Source organism: Rudaea sp., assembly GCF_036560865.1.
Taxonomy (GTDB): domain Bacteria; phylum Pseudomonadota; class Gammaproteobacteria; order Xanthomonadales; family Rhodanobacteraceae; genus Rudaea.
Genome location: NZ_DATBQK010000028.1, coordinates 15,559 through 35,412, shown reverse-complemented (window position 1 = coordinate 35,412; position 19,854 = coordinate 15,559). Strand labels below are relative to the sequence as shown.

The following is a 19,854-nucleotide window of genomic DNA, read 5'->3' as shown; positions in this document are numbered from 1 at the left end:
CCGGCCCTGCGACACCAGATGGTTCTTCGCCGTGTTGATCGCAATCTTGTAGATCCACGTATAGAACTGGCTGTCGCCGCGGAAGTTGCCGATCGCGCGATAGGCGCGGATAAAAGCTTCCTGGGCAACGTCCTGGCATTCGCTCCAGTCGGAGACATAGCGCGAAATGACACTCACCAACTTGTGCTGGTACTTGCGTATCAGCAGGTCGAAAGCGCGCTTGTCCCCTTTCTGTACCCGTTCTACCAGGGCCTGGTCGGTATCTGTCTCGCCCATCCGGGCCGTGCTCCGTTTGTCTTCGACCCGATCAAGCGCTGTTGCTAGACCTGGAGTCGTCATGAATAGTTCCGATTCGCGCGCATTGCGGCAGAAGATGCGGCCGGCCTGCGTTTTCGCAATTGACCCGCACCGATTGACCCAGGCCGCAGCTTGCGCGGATTATAGCCGTCTTAGCTGACTCGTCCGGAACCGCCATGTTCGAAGGTCTACGTTTTTCCCACTGGCAAACCGATACCGGCGCGGACGGCATCACGGTTCTGACCCTCGATCGCGCCGGCGCGTCGGTGAATGCGCTCAATCGCGCCGTGCTCGACGAACTGGCGCAGATCGTCGAGCGCCTCTCGTTCGAACCGCCCAAGGGCGTGGTGATCCGGTCGGGCAAGCCGAATGGCTTTATCGCCGGCGCGGACATCCGCGAATTCGAAACCTACGAAAAACAGGGTGGCGTGCTCGCCAGCATCGAGAACGGCCAGCGCGTGTTCCAGAACCTCGCGCGCCTGCGCTGCCCAACGGTCGCGGCGATCCACGGCTTCTGCATGGGCGGCGGCACCGAACTGTCGCTCGCCTGCCGCTATCGTGTCGCGAGCCGCGACCCATCCACCAAAATCGGTCTGCCCGAAGTCAATCTCGGCATCCACCCCGGCTGGGGCGGCACGGCGCGCCTGCCGCGCCTGATCGGCGCGCCGGAAGCGTTGCCGATCATGCTGACCGGCCGTGCGCTGTCGGCCGAAGCCGCCAGGTCGCTCGGCGTGGTCGACGCCTTGAGTTCGCCCGAGCTGCTGCTCGCCACGGCCAAGGAACTGATCGCGCATCCGCGCGCGCGCCCGCTCGTGCAACGCGCAACGGCCTGGGCGACGAACCTGTGGCCCGTACGCCAGATACTCGCGCCGATCATGCGCAAGCAGACCGCGGCCAAGGTACGGCCGGATCAATACCCTGCGCCATTCGCTCTGATCGAAGTCTGGCGCCGCGGCGGCTCGAATATCGTCCAGCGCCTGAAACTCGAGGCGCGCTCGGTCGCCAAGCTCGCGCAGACGCCGACCTGCCGCAACCTTGTTCGCGTCTACTTTTTGCAGGAACGGCTGAAAGGCTTGGGCGCGGGCAGCGACGCACAGATCCAGCGCGTGCACGTGGTCGGCGCCGGCGTGATGGGCGGCGATATCGCGGCCTGGTGCGCGCTGCGCGGCTTCGATGTGACGCTGCAGGACCGCGAGATGAAATTCATCCAGCCGGCACTGGATCGCGCGCAGGAGCTGTTCGCCAAGCGCCTGAAAACACCCGAGCGCATCGCGCCGGTTGCGGCGAAACTCAAGGCCGATGTCGACGGCAAGGGCATCGCCGACGCCGATCTCGTCATCGAAGCGATCTTCGAGAATCTCGAAGCCAAGCAGGATCTGTATCGCAAGACCGAACCCGCGATGAAGGCGACTGCCCTGCTCGCGACCAACACCTCGAGCATTCCGCTGGACGAACTGCGCACCGCAGTGAATGCGCGCGAGCGTTTCCTGGGCCTGCACTATTTCAATCCGGTCGCGCAGATGCCGCTGGTCGAAATCGTGCGCCAGGATCAGCTCGGCGCGGCGAACGAAAAACACGCATTCGCGTTCTGCAAGGCGATCGACAAGCTGCCGGTGCCGGTCAAGGGCACGCCGGGATTCCTGGTCAACCGCATCCTCATGCCTTATCTGCTCGAAGCGCTGCGCCTGTTCAAGGAAGGCGTGCCCGGCCCGGTGCTCGACAAGGCGGCGAAGAAATTCGGCATGCCGATGGGGCCGATCGAGTTGGCCGATACCGTGGGCCTGGATGTCTGCGCGTCGGTCGGCAAGGAAGTCGGCGAATTCCTCGGTCTCGACATTCCCGACGGCCTCGACGACTTGATCAAGGACGGCAAGCGCGGCAAGAAAACCGGCGAAGGTTTGTACAAGTGGGAGAACGGCAAGGCGGTCAAACCCGAGGTTGACCCGAAATATCAGGCCCCGCCCGACATCATCGAGCGCATGATTTCGCCGATGCTCAACGAAGCGGTCGCCTGCCTGCACGACGGCGTGGTCGACGACGCCGATCTGCTCGATGCCGGGGTGATCTTCGGCACCGGCTTCGCGCCGTTCCGCGGCGGCCCGATCCAGTACATCCGCAGTGAAGGCGCCGACAAGATCAAGGCGCAGCTCGAAATATTGGCCGCCAGGTACGGCAAGCGCTTCGAACCGAAGTCGGGCTGGGACAGCGCCGCATTGGCCGCCAACTGATTCCGCACGCCGTCATCTGCCCGGCGATGTAGCGGTGCTCTTCATCGTCGCCGTGGCGCTGGGCATCCTGACTCCGCGCACCCGCGCATAGCACCAGATCGCGACAAGGTTGATGGCAACCCAGGTGCCGAGAACCAGCGCGATCAGCATGCCTATGCTCCGTTTGTTCAGCGCAGACAGCGCGGCGCCCTGGTCGAATCTTCCGCCGCGCGAAAACCACCCTGCTTGGGTACACTCAAGGGCATGATTGGTTCCCCGGGCGCTCAAGCTTGCTGAAATGGCTGTGAAGACGATCACCATTGTCGGTGCCGGTCTGGTCGGCGCCCTGCTTGCGACGCTGCTCGCGCAACGCGGCTTCGCGGTCACTGTGTTCGAACGCAGACCCGATCCGCGCAGGACCGGTTTCCTCGGCGGCCGCTCGATCAATCTCGCCCTCGCCGAACGCGGTTGGCATGGCCTGCGTCTCGCCGGTCTGAGCGACACCCTGCGCCCGCTGGCGGTGATGATGCGCGGCCGCATGGTGCACCACCTCGACGGCCGTACCGAACTGCTGCGCTACGGCCGCGACGATTCCGAAGTGATCTGGTCGATCAATCGCGGCGCGCTGAATATCGCGCTGCTCGATGCCGCGCAGGCGGCCGGGGCGCGCATCCATTTCGACCGGCGCCTGGAATCGGTGGCCTGGAGCGCGTCGACCAACGCCGCATCCACGCTCCACTTCCGCAGCGAAGTGGACAATGCCGCATTTTCCCATTTTTCCGAAACGGTCATCGGCGCGGACGGCGCCGGTTCCGCGTTTCGCAAGGCAATGGCTGCGCGGATCGATCTCGGCGAGCGTTTCGAGCCGCTCGATCATGGCTACAAGGAACTTGAAATTCCGGCACCTGAAGGGGCTGAGGGCCGAGGGCTGAGGGCTGATAAAGCAACAAGCTCCGCCACCCAGCGGCTTGAGCATGGCTCACACTTTGGGAGCGCGGAAGTCCAGCCCTCAGCCCTCAGCCCTCAGCCCTCATTCGCAATGGAGCCCAACGCCTTGCATATCTGGCCACGCGGCAACTACATGTGCATTGCGCTGCCGAATGCCGAAGGCAGCTTCACCGTCACCCTGTTCCTGCCCAACCAAGGCAATCCGAGCTTTACCACGATCTTGAGCGGCGGGGATGCGCGCGCGTTGTTCGCCCGCGACTTCGCCGACGCCTTGCCGTTGATTCCCGAACTCGAACAGGACTTCAGCCGCAACCCGACCGGCGTGCTCGGCACGCTGTATCTGGATCGCTGGCATCTGCAAGGCCGCGCACTGCTGATCGGCGACGCCGCGCACGCGATCGTGCCGTTTCACGGTCAAGGCATGAACTGCGGCTTCGAGGATGCGGTGGAACTTGCCGAGTTGCTGGAAGATGCCACGGCCAGTTTCGATCATGCCTTCGCCGAATTCGAGCGCCGGCGCAAACCCAATGCCGATGCGATTGCTGCGATGGCGCTGGAGAATTACGTCGAAATGCGCGACCGCGTCGACGATGCCGATTTCCTGCTCATGCGCGCACTCGAGCGCGTGCTCGCCGCACGCCATCCTGGCCGATTCGTGCCGCGCTACTGGATGGTCACCTTTACGCGCCTGCCCTATGCAACCGCTTTCGAGCGCGGCGAAATCCAGGCGCAGATTCTGCGCGAACTCACGGCGGGCAAGACGCGTCTCAACGAAATCGATCTTGCCGCCGCCGATCGGCTGGTCAGCGAGCGGCTGACACCGTTGTTGGCCTGACGAAAAAATAATTGCGCACGTTGTCACTTCGCAGTGAATGGGATAACGCGCTGGCGCCCGACCCGGTCGCCCGCTAGCATTGCCGCCCCATGCCTGCGATCGATCTTGCCGACACGCCGCCGCTGCTCGCAGCGCGCGCCCTCGCCTATGCGCGCAACGACGAGCCGATCTTTGGCCCGCTCGATTTCGCGCTCGGCGCGGGCGATGTCGTGCTGATCGAGGGCGACAACGGCAGCGGCAAGACCACCCTGCTCAAGGTGCTGTCCGGCCTGCTCGAACCGACATCGGGCGAGGTGCTGCTCAACGGTGCGGTTCTGACCCTGGCGCGACTGTCGCATCAGGTCGCCCTGCTCGGCCATCTGCTCGGCCTGAAAATGGAACTGTCCGCGCTGCAGAACCTGCACTTCGCGGTTGGCCTCGGTGGCATTCGCCCCGGCATCACGCCGCAGATCGCGCTTGCCGGCGTCGGCCTCGAAGGCTACGAAGATCAGCCCTTGCGCCTGCTCTCGGCCGGGCAGAAGAAACGCGTCGGGCTCGCACGCCTGCTGCTCGTTCCGGCCGCGCTGTGGCTGCTCGACGAACCGTATGCGAATCTCGATCGCGATGGCATCGGCCTGGTCAATCGTCTGCTGGAAACGCATGCGCGGCGTGGCGGCGCGGCCTTGATCACCTCGCACGGTGCGTATGCCTATACCTCGGGCACGCCGCGACGGATTGCGTTGAGCCCGGCAGTACCGAACGACGGCTCGCGGCCCTCAGCCCTCAGCCCTCAGCCCTCGCCTTCCGCATGAAGCCAGGCACGACTTCCGCCGCGTGCGTGGCGCTGCTCAAACGCGACCTTGCGCTGACGTGGCGTCGGCGCGGCGATGCGCTGAACCCGCTGCTGTTCGCAGTCATTGTCGTTGCGCTGTTTCCATTTGCACTCGGGCCGGAGCCCGCCGTGCTCGAACGCATCGCCGCGGGCACGATCTTCGTCGCCGTTCTGCTTGCCGGTTTGCTCTCGCTCGATGGTTTGTTCCGCAGCGATCTCGAGGACGGCTCGCTCGAACAACTCGTGCTGTCGCCGCATCCGTTGTCGCTGCTGCTCGCGTGCAAGATCGCGATCCACTGGCTGACCACCGCGCTGCCCTTGATCCTGATCGCGCCGCTGCTCGCCTTGCTGCTGCACCTGCCCGATGCCGTGCTGCCGGTGCTGCTCGCCGCTCTCGCGCTGGCAACGCCGCTGCTGAGCCTGATCGGCGCGATCTGCGTCGCGCTCACGGTCGGCATGCGCCGCTCTGGTATGCTTTTGACCCTGCTGGTGCTGCCATTGCTCGTGCCGGTCCTGATTTTCGGCGCCGGCGCCTGCAACGCGGCGCAGTCCGGTTTGCCTTACATCGCGCCGCTGCTGTGGCTCGGTGCTTGGCTCGCACTCGCGCTGGTGCTCGCGCCGCTGGCGACCGCGACGGCGTTGAAGATTTCACTGACGTAGGAATTCCCATTCATCGTCATTCCAGCGAAAGCTGGAATCCAATTTGCTTTCCCTGCAAGATCAAGATGGATGACCAGCTTCGCCGTTGAAAACCCAGCTTTCGCTGGAATGATGAAAAAAAAATCCGCCATGAACCCACTCACCCTCTGGTTCCACAAACTCGGCTCGCCGCCCACGTTCTATCGCGTTGGCGGGCGCATGCAGCCGTGGTTGTATGCAATCGCCCTGATCGCGGGTGCGATCGGCTTGTATGGCGGTCTTGTCGTCGCCCCGGCGGATTACCAGCAGGGCGAATCGTTCCGCATGATCTACGTGCATGTGCCCTGCGCGTGGATGAGCCTGTTCGTCTACGCGTTCATGGCCGCCAACGGTTTCATCGCGCTGGTCTGGCGGATCAAGTTGTCGGAAACCCTGGCAATGGCCAGTGCGCCGGTGGGCGCCGCGTTCACCTTCATCACGCTTGTCAGCGGCTCACTCTGGGGCAAGCCGATGTGGGGTACCTGGTGGACCTGGGATGCGCGCCTGACCTCGGAACTTGTGCTGCTGTTTCTCTATCTTGGCGTGATCGGTCTGTATCACGCGATCGAGGACACGCGTCAGGCCGCGCGCGCGGCGGCGTTTCTCGCCCTGGTCGGCGTGGTCAATCTGCCGATCGTGCATTACTCGGTGGTCTGGTGGAACACACTGCATCAGGGCACGACCGTGAGCTTGATGGGACAATCGCATATCACGGGCAACATGCTCTGGCCGCTGCTGACGATGGCGTTCGCGACCCACGTATACTTTTTCGCAAGTCTGCTCGCACGCTCACGCGCGGCGCTGCTCGAACTCGAATCCGGCAAGGATTGGGTGCGCCAGATAGCGCTCGCCACCGCGCAAAATGAGGCGCCTGCGCATGTCTGACTTTTTTGCGATGGGCGGCTACGGTGCTTACGTGTGGAGCGCTTATGCGGTATTTGGCGTCGTGCTGTTGGCCGATGCATTGGCTCCGCTGTGGCAGCGCCGGCGCGTCCTGCGCGGGCTGGCCGCGCGTCTGCAGCGCGAAGCGGCCAGGAACATCCTGCCCGGGAGCGGGGCATGACACCGACACGCAAGCGCCGCCTGATTGCCGTCGCGCTGATTCTCGCCGCGGTCGCCGTCGCCACGATACTCACCGTGACCGCACTCAGCCAGAACATGACCTATCTTTTCTCGCCAACCGAGGTGCTTGCGGGCAAGGCGCCGCCCGGCGCCAGCTTCAAGCTCGGCGGCGTGGTGCTGGAGAATTCGCTGCGCCGCGATCCGGCGTCGTTGACCGTGGATTTCACCGTAACCGACCGCTTCCACGAAACCCCGGTCGAATACACCGGCATCCTGCCCGACCTGTTCCGCGAAGGCCAAAGCGTGATCGCGACCGGAAAGATGGACAACGGCCGCTTCCTCGCACGCGAAGTGCTGGCCAAGCACGACGAAAGCTACATGCCCAAGGAAGTCGCCGACGCGATCGCCAAAGCCAAGGCGGCCAAGGCCGCGCAGGGCAATAAGCAACCTGCCGGACCGTGACCGCGCTGCGTCCTGCCTTGCAGCTGTGTGACAAAATGCCCCACTGCAGACGCAACGGTTTCAACCACCCCCGTGTGCGCGTAAACTCGGCAGCGATACGATCCAATCGCCCACGGATCCTTGCCGACCGTCGGTGCGCGTTGAACATCGGATTCAACCTGCCAGCCAGTTCTCATCAGCCAGCAAAGGTGTACTTATGAAAAAAGTAGACAATTCCACTACGCAAGAAATGGACTGCAGCCGTCGCCGCTTCTTCGTCGGCGCAGGCGCGGCACTCGGTGCGGCCGCTCTCGCCAGCGTACTGCCGCGCAGCGCGCTCGCCGACGATCTGCCGCATTTGGCAACGACCGATCCGACCGCACAGGCACTCACCTACACCGAAGATGCGAGCAAGGTCGACAAAGCCAAGGCAGCGGCCTTTGTTGCAGGTTCCGCCTGCTCGAACTGCAACTTCTTTCAGGGTGGCAGCGCCGCCTATGGTCCGTGCCAGCTGTTCCCCGGCAAGGCGGTCCATGCCAAGGGCTGGTGCGCGGGCTACGCGAAGAAAGCCTGATAGTTCACTACAAGTATTTCCAAACACCGATTTCGGCCTTCCCTGCGCACGCGGGGAAGGTCCTTGCCATCGCGTCACTTCGCCATCTCGCGTAATCTAGCGACCCTCTCCGGGCCGCTGCCTCTCCATGCTTCCTGAAATCGGTCAATTCGCGCTGATCCTCGCCTTGCTGCTCGCGGGCGTGCAATGTGCGTTGCCGATTTTCGGCGCCTGGCGCGGCAACCAGGCGCTGATCGCGGTCGCGCGGCCCGCAGTTGCCGGTCAGGCCGTGTTCGTCGTGCTCGCTTTCGGCGTGCTCACCTATGCGTTCGTCACCCAGGATTTTTCCGTGGCCTATGTCGCGCAGAATTCCAACCTCGCGCTGCCGTGGTACTACCGGTTCTCCGCGGTCTGGGGCGCGCACGAAGGCTCGCTCCTGCTGTGGCTGCTGATTCTCAACGTATGGACGGTCGCGGTCGCCGCGTTCAGCCGGCGCCTGCCCGACGCGCTGATCGCGCGCGTGCTCGGCGTGCTCGGCTTCATCGCATTCGGTTTTCTGCTGTTCACGATACTCACCTCGAATCCGTTCCTGCGTCATCTGCCCGCGCTTGCCGACGGCAACGATCTCAATCCGATCCTGCAGGACCCCGGGCTGATCATGCATCCGCCGATGCTCTACACCGGCTATGTCGGATTCTCGGTCGCATTTGCGTTCGCGATCGCGGCCCTGCTCGGTGGCGAGCTCGATGTAGCTTGGGTGCGCTGGGCGCGGCCATGGACGAACGTGGCCTGGGCGTTCCTCACGCTCGGCATCACGCTCGGCAGCTGGTGGGCGTACTACGTGCTTGGCTGGGGCGGCTGGTGGTTTTGGGATCCGGTCGAGAACGCCTCGTTCATGCCCTGGCTGGTCGGCACCGCGCTGATCCATTCGCAGGCGGTGACCGAGAAGCGCGGATCGTTCCGCGCATGGACGCTACTTTTATCCATTTTCGCATTTTCCCTTTCTTTACTCGGCACCTTTCTCGTGCGTTCGGGCGTGCTAACCAGCGTGCATGCGTTCGCCTCCGACCCGCGCCGCGGCCTGTTCATCCTCGCGTTTCTCGCCACCGTGGTCGGCGGCTCGCTGCTGATTTATGCGATCCGCGCGCCGAAAGTCGCGGGCGGCAAACCGTTCCGCATGCTCTCGCGCGAAACCCTGCTGCTGATCAACAACTTGATGTTCGTCTGCGCCGCGGCGATGGTGCTGCTCGGCACGCTGTATCCGCTGATCGGCGATGCACTCGGCGTCGGTCGTATCTCGGTCGGACCGCCGTATTTCGGTTTCATGTTTGTCTTGCTGATGCTGCCGGTGGTGCTGCTGCTGCCGTTCGGGCCGTTGTTCCGCTGGGCCGCGGCGGACTGGCAGGCGACCACGAAGATCCTGATCAAGGCCGTGCTTCCCGCGCTCGGCGCCGTCGTCGTCGCCAAACTCTGGTTCCCGGAACTGGCCTTGCGCGGACTCGCAGGCGTGGCCGCGAGTCTGTGGGTGGGCGCCGGCATCGTGCTGTACGCACTGAAGCGCTGGCGCGACGCGCCGCGCGGCCGCCGCTACACGCCGGAGATGCTCGGCATGATCCTCGCCCACTTCGGTGTCGCCGTGTTTCTAGCCGGCGTGCTGATCACCGAAAGCACGAGCGTGGAAAGCGATCTGCGTTTCGCCCCGAACGAAACCAGGACCATCGCCGGCCTCGACTTCCATTTCCGCGGCGTCGCGCGCGCGCAGGGACCGAATTTCGTTGCCGATCAGGGCGAGATCGATGTGCTGCGCGAAGGCAAGGTCGTTGCAACCCTGCACCCGCAAAAGCGGTTGTATTCGAGCGGCGGATCGGTGCAGACCAAGGCCGATATAAGTCCGGGATTGTTCCGCGATCTATATGTCGCGCTCGGCGAATCGCTCGACGAGAAAACCGGTGCCTGGGCCGTGCGCGTGTACGTCAAACCATTCGTGCGCTGGATCTGGCTCGGCGGCCTGTTCATGATGCTCGGCGGTTTCATCGCAGCGACCGACCGGCGCTTTCGCGTATTGCCGGAACGGGTGGACGTTTCTGTTTCAAAACCCGCAGCGCAGCCGGCGTTGACGACTGCGTCCGCCGCCGCGTCCGCACCATGAACCGCCTGCTGCCGCTGCTCGGTTTCCTCGCGCTGGTCGCATTGCTTGCGTTCGGCATCCACTGGAACACGCTGCACGAAACCAATGAAGTGCCATCGCCGCTGATCGGCAAACCGGCGCCGGAGTTCACTCTTCCACTTTTATACGATTCCACAAAGTCCCTGAGCCGCAAGGATCTGCTCGGCCAGCCATATCTGCTCAATGTGTTCGGCAGCTGGTGCGTCACTTGCCAGGAAGAGCATCCGATCCTGACGCGCGACATCAAACCTCTCGGCATCAAGGTGATCGGCCTGAACTGGAAAGATCAGCCCGACGACGCCAAGCGCTGGCTGGGCCAATTCGGCAATCCCTACGACGCCGTGATGGCCGATCAGGATGGCCGCACCGGTATCGACTTCGGCGTCTACATGGCGCCCGAGAGCTTTCTCGTCGATGCGCAAGGCGTGATCCGCTACAAGCGCATCGGCATGTTCACCCCGGACCTGATCGATAGCGAGTTGAAGCCGCAGCTTGCGAAGCTCGGGAGAATCGCGCAATGACGCTTCCCGTTCTTTTTCCCCCGCTCCGCGGAGGAAGGGAGCGCAAAGGCGCTGCTCTTGCGTTGCTGCGACAGGTTTGTGTTGTGTTTCTGCTGTTGTTTGCTTGCATTGCCGCGCATGCGATCGACCCACTGCCGTTCAAGGATCGCGCCGAAGAAGTGCGCTTCCAGCAACTGACGCGGCAATTGCGCTGCCTGGTTTGCCAGAATCAGGACCTCGCCGATTCCGATGCGGATCTGGCCAAGGACCTGCGCAAACAGGTGTTCGACCTGATGCGCAGCGGCAAGAGCGACGCCGAAATCAAGCAGTATCTGGTCGCGCGCTACAACGATTTCGTGCTCTACGATCCGCCGCTCAAGCCCGGTACCTGGCTACTCTGGTTCGCACCGTTCGCGCTCGTGCTGATCGGCGCGATCGTGCTGTTGCGCATCCTGCGCCAGCGCGCGCGCCTGGCCCTGGTCGCAGCGCAATCCGCCGATCAGCGTTCCCTCGCGTCGCGTTCGGGCGCAACCGATTCCGGGGAAGACGACTGGTGACGATCGCGTTCGTGTCTGTCGCCGCGCTGATGCTGGCCGCGGCGCTCGCCTTCGTGCTGACGCCGCTGCTGCGCGGTGGTTCCGGCGTGGCCGACCCGGCCGCGGAAGCGCGGCGCAAGCTCAAAGCGCTCGATCACGCGCGCACGGACGGCATACTCAGCGATGCGGAATACGCGGCGAAGCGCGCCGCGATCGGCGAAGCGATGCTCGACATCATCGATGCGAAACCACAACGCCCGGTTTCCGCGTTCTACGCCGCACTCGCCGTTGCGCTGCTGCTGCCTGCGGCGGCGATCGTGCTCTACCGCCAAGTCGGCGAACCGCGTGCGCTCGATCCTGCCGCGCTGCTAACGCCGGTTGCGCAATCGCCCGCCGATCACGGCCCGGATATGCAGGCCGCGATCGGCAAGCTGGCCGACAAGCTCAAGCAGAATCCCGACGACGCCCAAGGCTGGGCTTTGCTCGGCCGCGCCTACAAGGCCATGCAGCGTTTCGACGAGGGCCGCGACGCTTTGAAGCATGCGCACGATCTCATGCCCAACGATGTCGACATCACGGTCGAATATGCCGAAGCGCTTGCGCTCGCCAGCCCGGAGCACCGCATCGCCGGCGAACCGCGCGAGCTTCTCGATCAGGCGCTCAAGGCCGATCCGCAGAACCAGCGCGGCCTGTGGCTTTCCGGCATCGCCGATTCGCAGGCCGGCAATTACGACGCCGCGATTGCGACCTGGAACCGACTCCTGCCGCTGCTGCCGAAAGACTCCGATGTGGCCGCATCGATCCAGAAACAAATCGCGCAGGCGCAGGCCCTGCGCGACGGCAAACCGCTGCCGACGGACGATGATGCAGCGCCCGCGCAGACTGTGGCGGCGGCGCCGTCGACCGCCGCTGCCGATGCAAACACAACGGCTGCAAGCCGCGCGACGCCAGACCAAGGCCCGCAGATCACGGTCAAGGTTGCGCTGGATCCGAAACTCGCGGAAAAAGCCGCGCCCGGCGACGTGCTGTTCGTATTCGCCAAGGCGGCGAGCGGGCCGCCGATGCCGCTGGCGATCCAGCGCCTCACGGTGGCGCAGCTGCCGGCAAGCGTCACCCTGAGCGACGGCATGGGCATGCTGCCCAACATGAAATTATCCACATTTCCACAAATCATCATCGGCGCGCGGATTTCAAAATCGGGCCAGGCAATCCCGCAAAGCGGCGATCTGCAGGCGCTGTCGGCGCCGATCGCGAACACGCGCCGCGAGCCGGTCGAGTTGACGATAGATCAAGTCGTGCGCTAAACAGCCGACTGGCCGGCGCAGGGAGCCGGCCAACGCCGACGATCGAGGAGCGCCACTCGTTCCACTATCGTCGATTTAGCTGCATTTTTTTGTACTGAAAGGTATTGTATTGAGCCGATGCGGCCCTGGCTTGGGTCACGGCATCGTCGCCCTTGGGGGGATTTCGTGAAAACGATTTGGGTCCGGCTGTGCGTACTCGTTGCTTCCCTGCTCGGCGCCAGCGGCGTCGCCCACGCGGACGATTCCGCCTGGCTACCCGTGCGCGATCAGAATCCGTTCGTGCTGGGCAGCGGTCTGCCACTGCTGCCGACGCCCGCGCTGCGCGCCGGAAACTGGAGCATCGATGCCACTCTGAGCGAATCCAACACCCAGCTGATCAGCAGCAGGCAGGGCCTGCTCAGCGACGGCCCGGGCATCCATCTCGTGTTCGGCGCGGAAACCCGCGAATCGCGAATCGCCGTCAACTACGCGTTCGACAACAACTGGAGCGCGCGCGCCTCGCTCGGCGACGAATGGATCGGCGTCGGCTTTCTCGACCGGCCGATCCAGGACTTTCACAAGCTCATCGGCTCGCCGCGGGGATTTCGCGGCGGCCGGCTCGGCGAGAAGCCGCCCGTGATCCGGCTCAGTAGCGACGGCGACGTGCTCTACGCGCTCGACCGCCCCGGTCAGGCGCTGGCTCCGTTACTGCTGGACCTAACTCGCACCTGGAACGTCTCCGACAGCGCGAGTTACGGCGTTTCACTCGGCGTCAAACTGCCGACCGGCGATAGCCGACACCTGAGTGACACCGGCGACAACGCCGCATCGCTGGCAGCGTTCGGCAACTGGACCGTTTACAACAGTATCCAGGTCGGCGCGCGCGTCGGCTATTTGTATACGAATGGAAACGATGTGCTGCCGACCCTGGCGCGTTCCTCGGCACCGTTCGCCGATGTCTATGTGCGCGCGCCGCTGATCGGCAAGTGGAGCGCGCAATTCCAGTTCGACGTGCACGGCGCGCTGTACCGCAACGTGCCGATTTTTCTCGACTACGCGGGCATGTATACTTTCGGCTTCGTGCGTCCGATCGGCGCGCGCTCCGAACTGCTGCTCGGCGTGAGTGAAGATCTGCCGATAGGGCATACGCAGGATGTTTCGCTGCTCGTGGCGTTCAGATACCGGCCACACGACTGAACCTTGGCGCCGGGTTGGCCGCAGTATAAGCTCGCCTGCCCGTCTCTTTTGCGCCTCGCGACCCACACGCATGAACGACGCACGCCAGTATTTCAGCCTGCCCTCGCCGTTCGCGATGCGTCGCGGCGATGCGTTGATCGGTGCGCAGGTCGCCTATGAAACCTGGGGCACGCTCAGCGCGGCGCGCGACAACGCAATCCTGATCCTCACCGGCCTGTCGCCGGGCGCGCATGCGGCGGCGAACGCAGGCGATCCCTCGCCGGGCTGGTGGGAAGACATGGTCGGCCCGGGCAAGCACATCGATACCAAGCGCTGGTTCGTGATCTGCGTCAACTCGCTCGGCAGTTGCAAAGGCTCGACCGGCGCGGCGTCGATAAATCCACAAACCGGCAAAGTATACAAACTCGATTTTCCCGACCTTACCCTCGAAGACGTCGCCAATGCCGGCTACGAACTCGTGCGCGGTCTCGGCATCGACCATCTCGGCTGCCTGATCGGCAATTCGATGGGCGGCATGAGCGCGCTCGGTTATCTCCTGCAACATCCGCGCAGCGTGCGCGCGCACATCAGCATCTCGACCGCGCTGCAGGCGCAGCCGTTCGCGATCGCGATCCGCTCGCTGCAACGCGAAGCGATCCGTCTCGATCCGCACTGGAACCATGGCAATTACGACGAAGAAAACTACCCCGAAGCCGGCATGTCGATCGCACGCAAACTCGGCGTGATTACCTATCGCTCGGCGATGGAATGGGTCGGGCGCTTCGCACGCATTCGCCTGGATCACGATGCGCGCGCGGACGGCGATCCGTTCGGCGCCGAATTCGCGGTCGAGTCGTACCTGGTCGGCCACGCGAGAAAATTCGTGCGCAGTTTCGATCCGAACTGCTACCTGTATCTGTCGCGCGCGAGCGACTGGTTCGACGTCGCCGAGCATGCTCCGAAAAATCCGGCCCCACCGATTCGCGGTGAGCAGTCCGGCAGCAAGGTAGCCGCGGCGCTGGCACGGATCGACGTCGAACGCGCGCTGGTGATCGGCGTATCCACCGACATCCTGTTTCCGCTGTCGCAGCAGGAGGAAATCGCCGGTGGCCTGCGCAGTGCTGGTGCGCAGGTCGAGTTCGTCGCGCTCGATTCACCGCAGGGTCACGATGCCTTCCTCGTCGATATCGCGCGCTTCGGCGCGGCCATCGCGGGATTTCTTGCGACGCTGTAAACTGCCTGTGTTGATGCGATCTCCTGATCGCGAAGATCACAAGCACTCTTCGAAAAAGACCGCCATGCTCGCACTCGATTTCCCCGGCTCGGGCCACCTTGTCACTGCGCTCGATCGCGCCGTGCATCACGACAAGACCTCCGAAATCGCCGATGCGTTGCGCCATACCCTGTGCGAGCTGATTCGCGATCCCTCGGTCAAATTGCCGGGTTGTGTGTTCGAACGGGTGACCGATCATTACGCGCGCCGTGAGTTGTATCGCAGCGACGAACTCGGCTACAGCGTCATCGCGATGACATGGGGACCGGGCCAGGGCACGCCGATCCATGATCACGCCGGAATGTGGTGCGTCGAAGGCGTGTGGCACGGCTCGCTCGAGATCACGCCGTACGAGCTGATCGAACAGCGCGACGACCGCTACTATTTCGAATCGCGCGGTACGATGAATGTCGGCCCCGGCTCCGCCGGCAGCCTGATTCCGCCACACGAATTCCACACGATCCGCAATCCGGAAACCGATTCGATCGCGGTGACCCTGCACATCTATCGCGGCCCGATGACGCAATGTTCGGTGTTCCGGCCAGTCGAATCGGGCTGGTATGAGCGCGACCAACGCTGCCTGGCGTTCGACGCAACGCACTGACCGTGCTGATTACTCAGAAGTCAGTAAGTAGCACAACCCGAATGGCTCTTTCCCCTCTCCCCTTGCGGGAGGGTGGCGCGCAGCGTCGGGAGAGGGGAAGGCGCCGCAGGCGCCTGCTGCGCAGGCGTCACCCTCTCCCCAACCCCTCCCCCATCAGGGGGAGGGGCTCATTCCCACATCAGCAAACCGCACAGCATTGATCCGCCTGTTCCCTTACTTTCTGACCAGCCTGTAACGGCGTATCTCAGCTCGTCATTCCCGCGCAGGCGGGAATCCAGCATTCATAGCCATGCGTTTGGAACCCGCACAAAATTAGTCGTACTCGGTCGCGCTTTAGATATAATGCGCACCCCTCATCAAAGCCGGTGTGGCGGAATTGGTAGACGCGCCAGACTCAAAATCTGGTTACTGAAAGGTAGTGTGGGTTCGATTCCCTCCACCGGCACCATTAAGTAATTCTAAGACGTCCAATAAAGTCCTGAATCATTGATGGACATCAAAAACGGGGTAGCTCGTTTGGGCGCAGGTCGAACACCAGTACCTCGGCGTCTTTCCCTTGACGAAACTTCAGAAGCGTCTCGTTCCGTATGCGTACGCCGTCGCCCTCCATGAAAGGCTCGCCCTGAAGACTAACTTCACCCCGCGCGATATGCACATACGCGTAGCGATCCGGCGCCAACTTCAAGACCGCTTCCTCGCTCCCGTCGAGCAATCCTGCATACACCCGCACGTCCTGGTAGACCGACAGAGACCTGCCCCCGCCGGAGGGTGAGATGATCAATCGCAGTCGGCCTCGCTTCTCCACATCGGAAAAGCGTGCCTCCTGATAACGGGGTTGAACACGCTTGCGCTCTGGCACGATCCATATCTGCAAGAAATGCACCGGATCGGTCTTTGAATGATTGAACTCGCTGTGGCGCACACCGGTGCCTGCACTCATCATCTGCACATCGCCGGGACGTATCACGGATCCTGTGCCCATGGAGTCCTTGTGCTCAAGCGCGCCGTTCAGCACGTAGGAAAAAATCTCCATGTCCTGGTGGCTATGTTCGCCAAACCCCTTACCGGGCTGTACCTGATCATCGTTGATGACTAGAAGATCGGAGAACCCAACCTGCTTGGGATTGTTGTAGCCGCCGAACGAAAACGTATGGCGTGACTTCAGCCAGCCGATATTGGCAAGCCCCCGGTCTGACGCGCGCAGGATTTCAAGCACTGTTCTATCCTCACTTGTATAGGCTTTTCGTCGCCGAGTCTCAATGCCCGGCAGAGCCCGCGCGACGACCAGTCTCAAACAGGAACCACGTTCGTCGCTCAGTTTCGTCGATCCATACCTCGATCAGGCTGGCGGTAGCCATATCGCGATGCTCGTCGCACACGTTGTGAGCCTCGCGCAGGCGCGCGGCAAAAGTCTTGTTGTCTTCACGCAGTTCGGCCAGCATGTCTGAGGCCTCGACGTATTCGGCCTCGTTGTCGGCCACCCGTTGTTGCCGCGAAATCTGGCCGATGGATCGAAGCGTTGTACCACCGACCTTGCGTACTCGCTCTGCGATGGGATCCGTCATCGCAAACAACTGGTCCGCCTGTTCATCAAGCAGCAAATGGTAGTCGCGAAAGTTCGGCCCACTCATGTGCCAATGGAAATTCTTGGTCTTCATGTAGAGGGCGAACACATCGGCCAGAATCGCATTCATCGCGCCCTCAATATCCTTGGTTGCCGCGGTGTCCAGATCCGTTGGCGTGGCCAATGCCGCGCTTCGTCTGCGTTCCAGCTTCTGCACCTGTTTCGTCGTCAATTTGTTCTTCTTCACGATACGCCTCGCTATTCAGGGGGTAAAAACGAACGTGCTGTGGGCGCCCCGTCACTCGGGTGCTGCGGCGCCAGTGTTCTGGTCTCGAGTCCGTTCAGTGAATGCATCCATGACGCGAGCGGAGTACACAAGTGCAGCGCCGGCATTCACCGCAATCGCTACGCCAAGCGCTTCCATGATCTCCTCTCTGCTGGCACCGTGTTTCACCGCTGCATCGGTATGCGTTGTAATGCAGCCATCGCATTGCCGAGTCACGGCGACGGCAAGAGCGATCAATTCGCGCGTCTTTGCGTCGAGGTGCGCCGTTTTTGCGCCTGCGGCACCGAGTTGTCCATAGCCACGCACGGTGTCGGGACTGATCTTGGCGATATCGCCAATCGTCGCAAGAATCTGGGTGCGATAGTTGTTCCAGTCAAGCATCATGGTGTTCTCCTCATTGAATTCGCGGCCGATCAATTCGAGATGAAACGCGTGCCATTCGATGTTGCGCGGCAAATCGAAGTGGGAGACCGTTCGATCGACAATACGCCTCAGCCATCGAATGCGCGAGCAGCGTCAAAATTCGCTGTGCCCGCTCTACAGTCGCACGTAGCGGAGGCGCAGCGCATTGGTAATCACCGACACTGACGACAGACTCATCGCTACCGCTGCCACGACCGGACTCAGCAGAATTCCGAACATGGGATAGAGCACTCCTGCAGCTACAGGAATTCCGAGGGTGTTGTACAGAAACGCGAAGGCCAGGTTCTGATAGATGTTGTGGACCGTAGCCGCGGAGAGCCGGCGTGCGCGCAAGATGCCGCCCAGGTCGCTCGTGATCAGCGTGATCTGCGCGCTTTCCTTTGCGACGTCGGAGCCGCTGCCCATGGCGATGCCGACGTCCGCCGCGGCCAGCGCTGGCGCATCGTTCACGCCATCGCCGGCCATCGCAACGCGCGCACCCGACGCTTTCGTTTGCGCGATCCACTCAGCCTTCATCGCAGGCGTCTGGTTCGCGTGAAATTCATCGATGCCGAGTTCCGCTGCCACGACCCGGGCGGTTGCATCGCTGTCTCCGGTGAGCATCACAACCCGCAGCCCATCGTGATGAAGCGCAGCAATGATCCCTGCCGCATTGGTCTTGATACGGTCCTGCACGGCGACAAGTCCGAGAAACTTGCCGTCTCGTGCGAGATACATCACCGTTTTCGCCTGTCCACGCAGCTCCTCGGCGCGCGCACGCAGCGGTGACGGATCGGCGCCGACCGAATGCATCAGCGCCGCATTGCCCAGCGCAACGGTCGCCCCTGCTACGCGGCCCCGCACACCTTGACCCGTGATGGATGAAAAGTCGCCGGCATTGGCAATCGCGATACCGCGTTTCCTTGCGCCTTCAAGTATGGCCCGCGCAAGCGGATGCTCGCTCACCGCCTCGACCGCCGCGGCCAGAGCCAACACCTCGGATTCTTTCACGTCCGCGACAACGCCTACATCCGTCAGCGCGGGCTTGCCTTCAGTCAAAGTGCCGGTCTTGTCGACAACCAATGTGCGCACGCTTGCCAACGCTTCGATTGCGACGGCATCCCGAAAAAGCACTCCCATCTCGGCTCCGCGACCACTGGCGACCATGATGGAAATCGGTGTGGCCAGGCCGAGTGCGCATGGACACGCGATGATGAGCACCGCGACCGCGTTGACGATGGCATAGGCCATACGAGGCTGCGGTCCCATCACAAACCAAACGGCAAATGTCAGCACAGCGATTGCCACGACAGCAGGTACAAAAAACGACGACACGCGATCCGCCACCCGCTGCAATGGGGCCCTGGACCTCTGCGCCTGGGCGACAAGGGCGACGATTTGCGCAAGGACCGTGTCGTGTCCAACACGATCCGCCTTCATCTTTACACTGCCGGTGCCGTTGAGCGTTCCGCCGGTCACGCGGTCGTTGGCTCGTTTCTCGACCGGAACGGGTTCACCCGTCAGCAAGGATTCGTCAACGCTGCTGGTGCCGTCGATGACAACACCATCCACCGGGATTTTTTCGCCCGGACGCACACGCAGCAGATCGCCGATCTCAATGCTGTCGAGATCAACCTCCTCTTCGTTGCCGTCTGGATTGATGCGTCGCGCTCTCTTGGGAACAAGATCCAGCAACCGTCGAATGGCAGCGGACGTCTTGCCGCGAGCGCGCAGCTCCAGCCACTCCCCGAGCAGCACCAGGGCGACGATAACGCCAGCTGCTTCGAAATAGACGCCCACCATGCCGTGCTCGTCTCGCATCGCCGGCGGAAAGAGCGATGGAACAAACGTCGCCACGAGGCTGAACGAATATGCCACGAGGACACCAAGACCAATCAGCGTATACATGTTCGGTGAACGCGCGCGAATGCCTTGCCAGCCGCGCACGTAATACGATGCGCCTGCCCACAGGACCAACGGGGACGACAACAGAAGTTCCACGAAGCGCAGCGCACGGGCTGTTGCCTCGCCGGGATGGATTCCCAGCAAATGCGGCCCCATTGCGATCAGCAGCAGCGGAACCGCCAGGATTGCGGAGATTGCAAACCGCCGTTGAACCGCCCGCAACTCCGACTCGTCCTGTGTCCCCGCAGGAACCACCGGCTCAAGCGTCATTCCACAAATCGGGCAATGTCCTGAACCGATCTGCCGGATCTGCGGATGCATGGGAC

General features: G+C 62.8%; 21 protein-coding genes, 1 tRNA gene and 1 pseudogene. 17 read left to right on the top strand and 6 right to left on the bottom strand.

The genetic code is table 11. The features are described from left to right. Positions 1–276: sigma-70 family RNA polymerase sigma factor (locus VIE67_RS03500; RefSeq protein ID WP_332023320.1), on the bottom strand; the 276-nt coding region annotated here is incomplete at its 3' end. 197 nt (positions 277–473) lie between these two features. Here VIE67_RS03500 and VIE67_RS03495 point away from each other — a divergent pair. Then, a complete protein-coding gene (locus VIE67_RS03495) occupies positions 474–2,525 on the top strand; it encodes a 3-hydroxyacyl-CoA dehydrogenase NAD-binding domain-containing protein (protein ID WP_332023316.1) in 2,052 nt (683 codons plus the stop codon). Positions 2,526–2,537: 12 nt separating this feature from the next. On the opposite strand, the gene VIE67_RS03490 is transcribed toward VIE67_RS03495, so the two are convergent. Then, a complete protein-coding gene (locus VIE67_RS03490) occupies positions 2,538–2,675 on the bottom strand; it encodes a hypothetical protein (protein WP_332023314.1) in 138 nt (45 codons plus the stop codon). A 127-nt stretch (positions 2,676–2,802) separates the two neighbouring features. Between VIE67_RS03490 and VIE67_RS14755 the strand changes: the two are divergent. From VIE67_RS14755 to VIE67_RS03415, 16 genes and pseudogenes are all read left to right on the top strand, one after another. Then, positions 2,803–3,285, top strand: a pseudogene (locus VIE67_RS14755) (FAD-dependent oxidoreductase); the annotation flags it as partial. 258 nt (positions 3,286–3,543) lie between these two features. Beyond that, positions 3,544–4,287, top strand: coding sequence for an FAD-dependent oxidoreductase (locus VIE67_RS14750; protein ID WP_414707269.1), 744 nt, complete (start codon positions 3,544–3,546; stop codon positions 4,285–4,287). Positions 4,288–4,376: 89 nt separating this feature from the next. Continuing rightward, positions 4,377–5,078: a heme ABC exporter ATP-binding protein CcmA gene (gene ccmA, locus VIE67_RS03480; protein WP_332023310.1), complete on the top strand. Its 702-nt coding sequence runs from the start codon at positions 4,377–4,379 to the stop codon at positions 5,076–5,078. Beyond that, positions 5,075–5,758: a heme exporter protein CcmB gene (gene ccmB, locus VIE67_RS03475; protein ID WP_332023309.1), complete on the top strand. Its 684-nt coding sequence runs from the start codon at positions 5,075–5,077 to the stop codon at positions 5,756–5,758. Before ccmA ends, ccmB begins: the two co-directional genes overlap by 4 nt. A gap of 129 nt (positions 5,759–5,887) precedes the next feature. Next, positions 5,888–6,661 carry a heme ABC transporter permease gene (locus VIE67_RS03470; RefSeq protein ID WP_332023307.1) on the top strand — a complete coding sequence of 258 codons (774 nt, stop codon included), beginning with the start codon at positions 5,888–5,890 and terminating at the stop codon, positions 6,659–6,661. After that, the gene (gene ccmD / locus VIE67_RS03465) at positions 6,654–6,839 is read left to right on the top strand and encodes a heme exporter protein CcmD (RefSeq protein WP_332023306.1); all 186 of its coding nucleotides are present in this window, start codon (positions 6,654–6,656) and stop codon (positions 6,837–6,839) included. The genes VIE67_RS03470 and ccmD overlap by 8 nt, the downstream gene beginning before the upstream one ends. Next, positions 6,836–7,300, top strand: a complete 465-nt coding sequence (ccmE, locus tag VIE67_RS03460; RefSeq protein ID WP_332023304.1) for a cytochrome c maturation protein CcmE — start codon at positions 6,836–6,838, stop codon at positions 7,298–7,300. The genes ccmD and ccmE overlap by 4 nt, the downstream gene beginning before the upstream one ends. A 196-nt stretch (positions 7,301–7,496) precedes the next feature. After that, on the top strand, positions 7,497–7,853 hold the full coding sequence (locus VIE67_RS03455; protein WP_332023302.1) for a high-potential iron-sulfur protein: 357 nt from the start codon (positions 7,497–7,499) through the stop codon (positions 7,851–7,853). Between the two features lie 127 nt (positions 7,854–7,980). Continuing rightward, positions 7,981–9,981 carry a heme lyase CcmF/NrfE family subunit gene (locus tag VIE67_RS03450; RefSeq protein ID WP_332023300.1) on the top strand — a complete coding sequence of 667 codons (2,001 nt, stop codon included), beginning with the start codon at positions 7,981–7,983 and terminating at the stop codon, positions 9,979–9,981. Next, a complete protein-coding gene (locus tag VIE67_RS03445) occupies positions 9,978–10,520 on the top strand; it encodes a DsbE family thiol:disulfide interchange protein (RefSeq protein WP_332023298.1) in 543 nt (180 codons plus the stop codon). The genes VIE67_RS03450 and VIE67_RS03445 overlap by 4 nt, the downstream gene beginning before the upstream one ends. 83 nt (positions 10,521–10,603) lie before the next feature. Next, positions 10,604–11,056 carry a cytochrome c-type biogenesis protein gene (locus tag VIE67_RS03440; protein WP_414707268.1) on the top strand — a complete coding sequence of 151 codons (453 nt, stop codon included), beginning with the start codon at positions 10,604–10,606 and terminating at the stop codon, positions 11,054–11,056. Then, positions 11,053–12,339 (top strand): c-type cytochrome biogenesis protein CcmI, encoded by a 1,287-nt coding sequence (gene ccmI, locus VIE67_RS03435; protein WP_332023294.1) that lies wholly within the window; start codon positions 11,053–11,055, stop codon positions 12,337–12,339. The genes VIE67_RS03440 and ccmI overlap by 4 nt, the downstream gene beginning before the upstream one ends. A gap of 165 nt (positions 12,340–12,504) precedes the next feature. Further along, entirely contained in the window at positions 12,505–13,515 is a 1,011-nt protein-coding gene (locus VIE67_RS03430; protein WP_332023292.1) for a DUF3187 family protein, read from the top strand. 70 nt (positions 13,516–13,585) lie between these two features. After that, the gene (gene metX / locus VIE67_RS03425; protein ID WP_332023290.1) at positions 13,586–14,728 is read left to right on the top strand and encodes a homoserine O-acetyltransferase MetX; all 1,143 of its coding nucleotides are present in this window, start codon (positions 13,586–13,588) and stop codon (positions 14,726–14,728) included. 64 nt (positions 14,729–14,792) lie between these two features. Next, positions 14,793–15,371 carry a cysteine dioxygenase family protein gene (locus VIE67_RS03420; RefSeq protein ID WP_332023288.1) on the top strand — a complete coding sequence of 193 codons (579 nt, stop codon included), beginning with the start codon at positions 14,793–14,795 and terminating at the stop codon, positions 15,369–15,371. Positions 15,372–15,732: 361 nt separating this feature from the next. Beyond that, positions 15,733–15,819: transfer RNA gene (locus VIE67_RS03415), tRNA-Leu, on the top strand. Between the two features lie 48 nt (positions 15,820–15,867). Here the strand turns inward: VIE67_RS03415 and VIE67_RS03410 are convergent. The 4 genes from VIE67_RS03410 to VIE67_RS03395 form a co-directional block, all read right to left on the bottom strand. Beyond that, on the bottom strand, positions 15,868–16,587 hold the full coding sequence (locus tag VIE67_RS03410) for a pirin family protein (RefSeq protein WP_332023286.1): 720 nt from the start codon (positions 16,585–16,587) through the stop codon (positions 15,868–15,870). 40 nt (positions 16,588–16,627) lie between these two features. Further along, a complete protein-coding gene (locus VIE67_RS03405) occupies positions 16,628–17,182 on the bottom strand; it encodes a Dps family protein (protein ID WP_332023284.1) in 555 nt (184 codons plus the stop codon). 51 nt (positions 17,183–17,233) lie between these two features. After that, positions 17,234–17,602, bottom strand: a complete 369-nt coding sequence (locus tag VIE67_RS03400; protein WP_332023318.1) for a carboxymuconolactone decarboxylase family protein — start codon at positions 17,600–17,602, stop codon at positions 17,234–17,236. Between the two features lie 156 nt (positions 17,603–17,758). Continuing rightward, positions 17,759–19,849 carry a copper-transporting P-type ATPase gene (locus tag VIE67_RS03395; protein ID WP_332023283.1) on the bottom strand — a complete coding sequence of 697 codons (2,091 nt, stop codon included), beginning with the start codon at positions 19,847–19,849 and terminating at the stop codon, positions 17,759–17,761. Between the last annotated feature and the right edge of the window lie 5 nt (positions 19,850–19,854).